Origin of the sequence: Catenibacterium sp. GCM10023432 (genome assembly GCF_042651925.1) — a bacterium.
Taxonomy (GTDB): domain Bacteria; phylum Bacillota_I; class Bacilli_A; order Erysipelotrichales; family Coprobacillaceae; genus Catenibacterium; species Catenibacterium mitsuoka.
Window position 1 is genome coordinate 1 of record NZ_JBHSEB010000111.1, and the last position, 4974, is coordinate 4974.

6 protein-coding genes are annotated in these 4974 nt (G+C 31.1%); 1 reads left to right on the forward strand and 5 read right to left on the reverse strand.

All coding sequences use genetic code 11. The features are described from left to right. The 4 genes from ACFOZZ_RS13155 to ACFOZZ_RS13170 all read right to left on the reverse strand — a co-directional run. On the reverse strand, window positions 1-628 hold a 628-nt coding region (locus tag ACFOZZ_RS13155; RefSeq protein WP_376815412.1), incomplete at its 3' end, for a peptidoglycan-binding protein. 112 nt (window positions 629-740) lie between these two features. Beyond that, entirely contained in the window at window positions 741-1583 is an 843-nt protein-coding gene (locus tag ACFOZZ_RS13160; protein ID WP_376815413.1) for a GH25 family lysozyme, read from the reverse strand. Further along, a complete protein-coding gene (locus tag ACFOZZ_RS13165) occupies window positions 1576-2028 on the reverse strand; it encodes a phage holin family protein (RefSeq protein ID WP_270470386.1) in 453 nt (150 codons plus the stop codon). Before ACFOZZ_RS13165 ends, ACFOZZ_RS13160 begins: the two co-directional genes overlap by 8 nt. Then, window positions 2012-2350, reverse strand: coding sequence for a hypothetical protein (locus tag ACFOZZ_RS13170; protein ID WP_376815414.1), 339 nt, complete (start codon window positions 2348-2350; stop codon window positions 2012-2014). Before ACFOZZ_RS13170 ends, ACFOZZ_RS13165 begins: the two co-directional genes overlap by 17 nt. Before the next feature lie 410 nt (window positions 2351-2760). Between ACFOZZ_RS13170 and ACFOZZ_RS13175 the strand changes: the two genes are divergently transcribed. Next, window positions 2761-3282 (forward strand): hypothetical protein, encoded by a 522-nt coding sequence (locus ACFOZZ_RS13175; RefSeq protein WP_006505151.1) that lies wholly within the window; start codon window positions 2761-2763, stop codon window positions 3280-3282. 352 nt (window positions 3283-3634) lie between these two features. Here ACFOZZ_RS13175 and ACFOZZ_RS13180 read toward each other — a convergent pair. Then, window positions 3635-4974: glycoside hydrolase domain-containing protein (locus ACFOZZ_RS13180; RefSeq protein WP_376815415.1), on the reverse strand; the 1340-nt coding region annotated here is incomplete at its 5' end.

Sequence of the window (4974 nt, forward strand, 5' to 3'; positions counted from 1 at the left end):
GATCACCAAAATTTCTTTTATCAATACTGCCAATAAAACTTGTATAAATACCTTCAGCAGCCTGTAGTGCCGCAATTAATGCATAAGAAGTAAATCTTGAGACAACACCATCACATGGACCTACACCAATGATATCAGACCAGTCTGTATTCAATTGCTGCTGAATTTTTACAATCATCTTGTCTCCATCATTTGTCTTTTTAAACCAGTTGATTGATACTAGTCCCATCCATACTTTCCAGTCAATGATGCCTGTTACTGGAAGTCCTGCATCACTCTGGTACTGCTTTACAGCATTTACTCCAGTCGTATAATAAACTCCTGTAATTCCTCCAGCATTATACCCCTTTACAAACAATGCACACTGCAGAATGCATACATTTGGATTTCCTGGATCATTAGCATTCATTTTAGAAATATCACTTAAAGATCTCATTTTATTTAAAGTGATATTTCCTACTGTTCCTGTTACTGGAGAGATTCCATTTTCAATCTGAAAGGCTCTGATAATCCCCTTGCATGTACCTGTACCAGTCAAGCCGTCCTCATCCAGCTTTACCCATTCAGAACGATGACCATACATGCTGTTTAAATATTTCTGTGCCTTTCTAACATTTTCATCTGCCATTATTACTATCCTCCTATTTTTATAACTACTTTACGTAGAATTCATACCGGTATTCTTTCTACATTTTTATCATACATTCATTCAGAAGCACCATTGTGCCTTTCGCATCTCATTAATATAAGCTATCTAATGAAATTGCTCCCGTTACTTTACCGTTTACTCCAATTACTACTCTATCACCTTTGATTTGAATCACTTTATATTGATTTTTAAATACAAAATTTGCGATTGACTGACCATCATACCACTTTGCACCAGCCTTAACACGCACACTATCTCCAACGTTTAAATTACTAGCTTTGTTTTTTATCTTATAAAAAGTATTAATCAGACCATGATCATAACTACAGTCCAAAAACTTTGAATCTATTCCTTTTATATCTTTTAAAACTCCTTTTCTGGCATTAGAAGTGAACTGATGCAATAATACATTTCCGAAAGGATTATACTGAATCTTATTGTCCCAATTATTATACCCATTGTTGAGCCCATAATTAGCAATCCATAACGTCCATGCAGAAAAGCCACTATTTGTAAGCTTGTTTTTAAACCAATCCTGATTGGCATATATTCCAGCAGAATAACCTGCTCCTTCAATAACATCACAAAATGCTTTAGCAATCTTATAATACATGTCATTACTCAAACTGCCCTGATAATCAGAATATTCAATATCATAATAAATAACACATACCTGATATTTACTGCATGCCTGCAAAGCTAAATATGCTTCTCTTTTAGCTTCATATTCGTTTCTAGCATAACAAAAGTGATAAGCAAATAATGGAATGCCTAACTCATTTGCTTGTTTCGCATTATTGTTCCACTGCTTGTCTATATTTCCAGAACTCCATCCATAAGAACATCTAGCTACAACACCAGAAATGGAATCCTTTGCCTTGCTTAAATCTACTTTCCCGTTATGATATGAAATATCTATAATATAATTACTCATTGTTTTCTACCATGCTTTCTATGTTTTGAGAAGCTACTTCTAAACCTTTAACAAGAATCTGTGGCACATCGAATCCAGCTTCTACAAGATTTTCCAAAATACTACGGTACTCATTAATGATTAACGAAATCAAAACATACCAGCCTAAAAACGTTAATATCGCCAAATCGATGTGAATTATCTTTCCTAATTCTTCGAAACATACTGGAATTATAAAAGACAATAAAACTAATATCCATTGAGCTACTTTCTTTGCGGTTCCTTTCAATCCAGCCATTGAATTTTCTTTATTATTTATTCTTGATTTTATCCATCCTGTTAATGTATCAAGAACATTTAATAGCAATAGCACCATAAATAAAATCCAATGTTTATCCATAGCAATTGTAAGAATAGATAATACAATAGAATACACTTTATCTATATTCTTAACAAAATTGTTCATTATTCAGTTTTCTCACTTTGTTAATAATATTCTTATATTTTCTTACAATAGAACTATGATTAGCATAACCCACATGAATAGAAATCAGATCAAATGTTTTATTCTCAAAATTACACAAAGCAATAATTTCAAGCTCATCTGGTAATAGTGCTTTTAACCAATAATTAACTTTAGAAACAATATGTGAGTAGAACATATATTCATTCTTTTCGTGATCATTCAACTCTTTAAACTTTATTGCTTGATTTAAATTATCTATATGTACTTTAGCAATAGAGTAGAAGTTTAGAGTAAGTTCAATTTCTTCATTAGAATAAACCATTGCCTACTTACTCCTCTTCTTATAAATTGTAAAACGTTTTACAAATGTATTATATTATATTTAATCGACACAATTGTGCTTTTATGATTATTATAATAGTTCAAATTAATTGTTCCTGTTTATCACAACTATTAGTTCTGTATATTTAAACATATTATCCAGACAGTTAATCAAAATAGAATTTAGATTTAATACTTCCGTAAAATATAAGTTCGAGTTGATATACCATTGGATGTAAAAAGCTATTCTGTATACAAGTACAGCCAAGATTATGAAATGATTATCTTATCAGAATAAATAATCAATCGAAAGAGGAAATCATAATTTGTAATATATATCAGATATACTTGGTGCAATTGTTACTTATCCATGTTAAAATTAATATATTATGAATAGAGAGGTATCAAATAATGGAAATATTAACCGTCAAAAATAATAAAATGGATTATCCAACTTTCAAAAAAATCATCATTCTATTTTTTCCTACTAAATATAAAATCTTATTTGTAGCCACATCCAGTTTTGGTTTGATATTTTTATTGATAAGTCTATTTATGAGATATTTTTCTTATTGCATAACTCTTGCCATTATATTATTGTTTTTAGTTATATTTCATCTTGCTTTATCAAGAACTGTATTAAAAAAATTATTGAACCAGCAAATAGAACAATTTAACAAAGATGTAATATATTTTGATTTAGTCTTTGAAGAAGATGAACTTTACTCCAAGGCAGACTCATCAACGAATAAAGCTCCTATAAAATACAAAGATTTAAAGAAAATTAACGAAACAAATGATGTTGTATTTTTTACAACTAATGCAGGCTTTACAATCTATTTTGAAAAGAAAAATGCCAGCAGTGAAGATATCGAGAGATTACATGCATTTTTTGATAAGCAGAACATCATTTGGAGAAAATCAATTTTGTAGATGATAAGAATAAAGTAATTACAAAAGCCAATATAATAATGAAATAAAAGAGGCATGTGCTCGTACGAATTGGGATAAAGGGGCATGCCCCTTTATCCCAATTCCTTAATTCCAGTTTCACTTTACAATTGATGTCTAAATATCTTCTATATATTTCAACTTTTTGTTCTTTGGAAACTTACTTTTTCTTCCCCTAAGAAAAACCTCCTTAGCAAACAGTGCTTTTAATTATTTACACTGACTACTGGGAGGTCATGATATCATAACTCAATTATTTTTTATCATCAAAAGCAATTTTTAAATAAGTTAAATCATTTTATGCGTTTATAACCTTATATACAGTATTATTGACTCAGGCCATCACCTCACTAAGTTTCAATATTCCCTGAGCAATAAGTGTTTTACCCAACAGTGGAAGAGCATTACCACTAGCTGCTATACATCCTACCAACACAATTATAATCGCTAATTGTGTTACCTTTTCCCAATCAATTTCGTATTTTGGCTGCTTCCCATCATCTGAAATACTAGGCATGATTTTAAAATTAATTTCAGTTGTCATTTCATAATCTTTTGTATCTAATTGAGGCAAAATATCTTTTGTTGTGAAGATAATTGTATATACAGGCAAATTATCCTTTACTCCAATCTTCATACCAATTTTTCCAGCCTTCATAGAGATTGCCACTTCTCTTAGGCCATCTACTGTACCATCTAGTATTCTTACGATATCTTTGTCCTGAATCTCCAAGCCAGCTGTCAAATCCTTAATTTGATTATCACATGTTGTTGTCAGTGAACCTGTATTATCCATTTCAATATAAATAGGTTTTTTACTAAACTCATTATCAGGTGTAAAAGATTTGGAGTTTTTACAAGATACAAAAATTGTACATCCATCTGTAGGAATTGCAGCAACTGAGAACTCTTTCTCGTATACAATGTTTGCCTTAACAACTTTATTTAAATATCCTAATTTTTCTAGAATGTTACAAACGAATTGATCTTTTTGTTCTTTTATCATCTGATCTGAACTTTTCTCTGCTAATTGATCTGGTGACATATAATCCACTTTATCAAATGTTGTAATCCCCTTATCTCTACCAGAATATCCTACCTTATCTAAATCAAATGAAGGATTTGAAGGGAATTGCCCACCTGTTCTCTCATTAAATTCAAAGAACTGATCAAATGCCCAGTTCTTCGGAATAGGATAACCTAAGTTGCAGCTGTATCCGCTTGACATATCAGCTACAAATGAGTATTCCGCTAAGCCTTTATTACTGATATATGAACAGATATATCTTGGTGCATAAATTCCTACCTTATACTTTTTATTATTTGTTTCACTATTAAATACAAAATTCAGTTTCTCAAAGTATGGTACAATAAATGATTTCATCTGATAATCATAGCAGTCAAAGTCTACTGCGAAGTAGATAGTTGTACCACTAGGAACACCGATTCTCTTAGCTGCTGTAATTGCTGTATGTGCATCTACAATGCCCTGACTCAGATTCTGGAAATACTCTGCTTTATATCCTCCATCCTGATAGATAGGGAATACTCTTAATCCAGCACTTTCAATGTTTTTGATTTCTTCAAATGTGATGAACTTTCTCTTTCCATTTGCTGTTCCTGTCAGATATCTACCTACCACCTGATATCCTGCATTCTTAATATCTAGTGCCT

Excerpts from the sequence above, each read along its gene's own strand:
- ACFOZZ_RS13160 (WP_376815413.1), bottom strand. The coding sequence starts at position 1,583 with ATGAGTAATTATATTATAGATATTTCATATCATAACGGGAAAGTAGAT.
- ACFOZZ_RS13165 (WP_270470386.1), bottom strand. The coding sequence starts at position 2,028 with ATGAACAATTTTGTTAAGAATATAGATAAAGTGTATTCTATTGTATTA.
- ACFOZZ_RS13170 (WP_376815414.1), bottom strand. The coding sequence starts at position 2,350 with ATGGTTTATTCTAATGAAGAAATTGAACTTACTCTAAACTTCTACTCT.
- ACFOZZ_RS13175 (WP_006505151.1), top strand. The coding sequence starts at position 2,761 with ATGGAAATATTAACCGTCAAAAATAATAAAATGGATTATCCAACTTTC.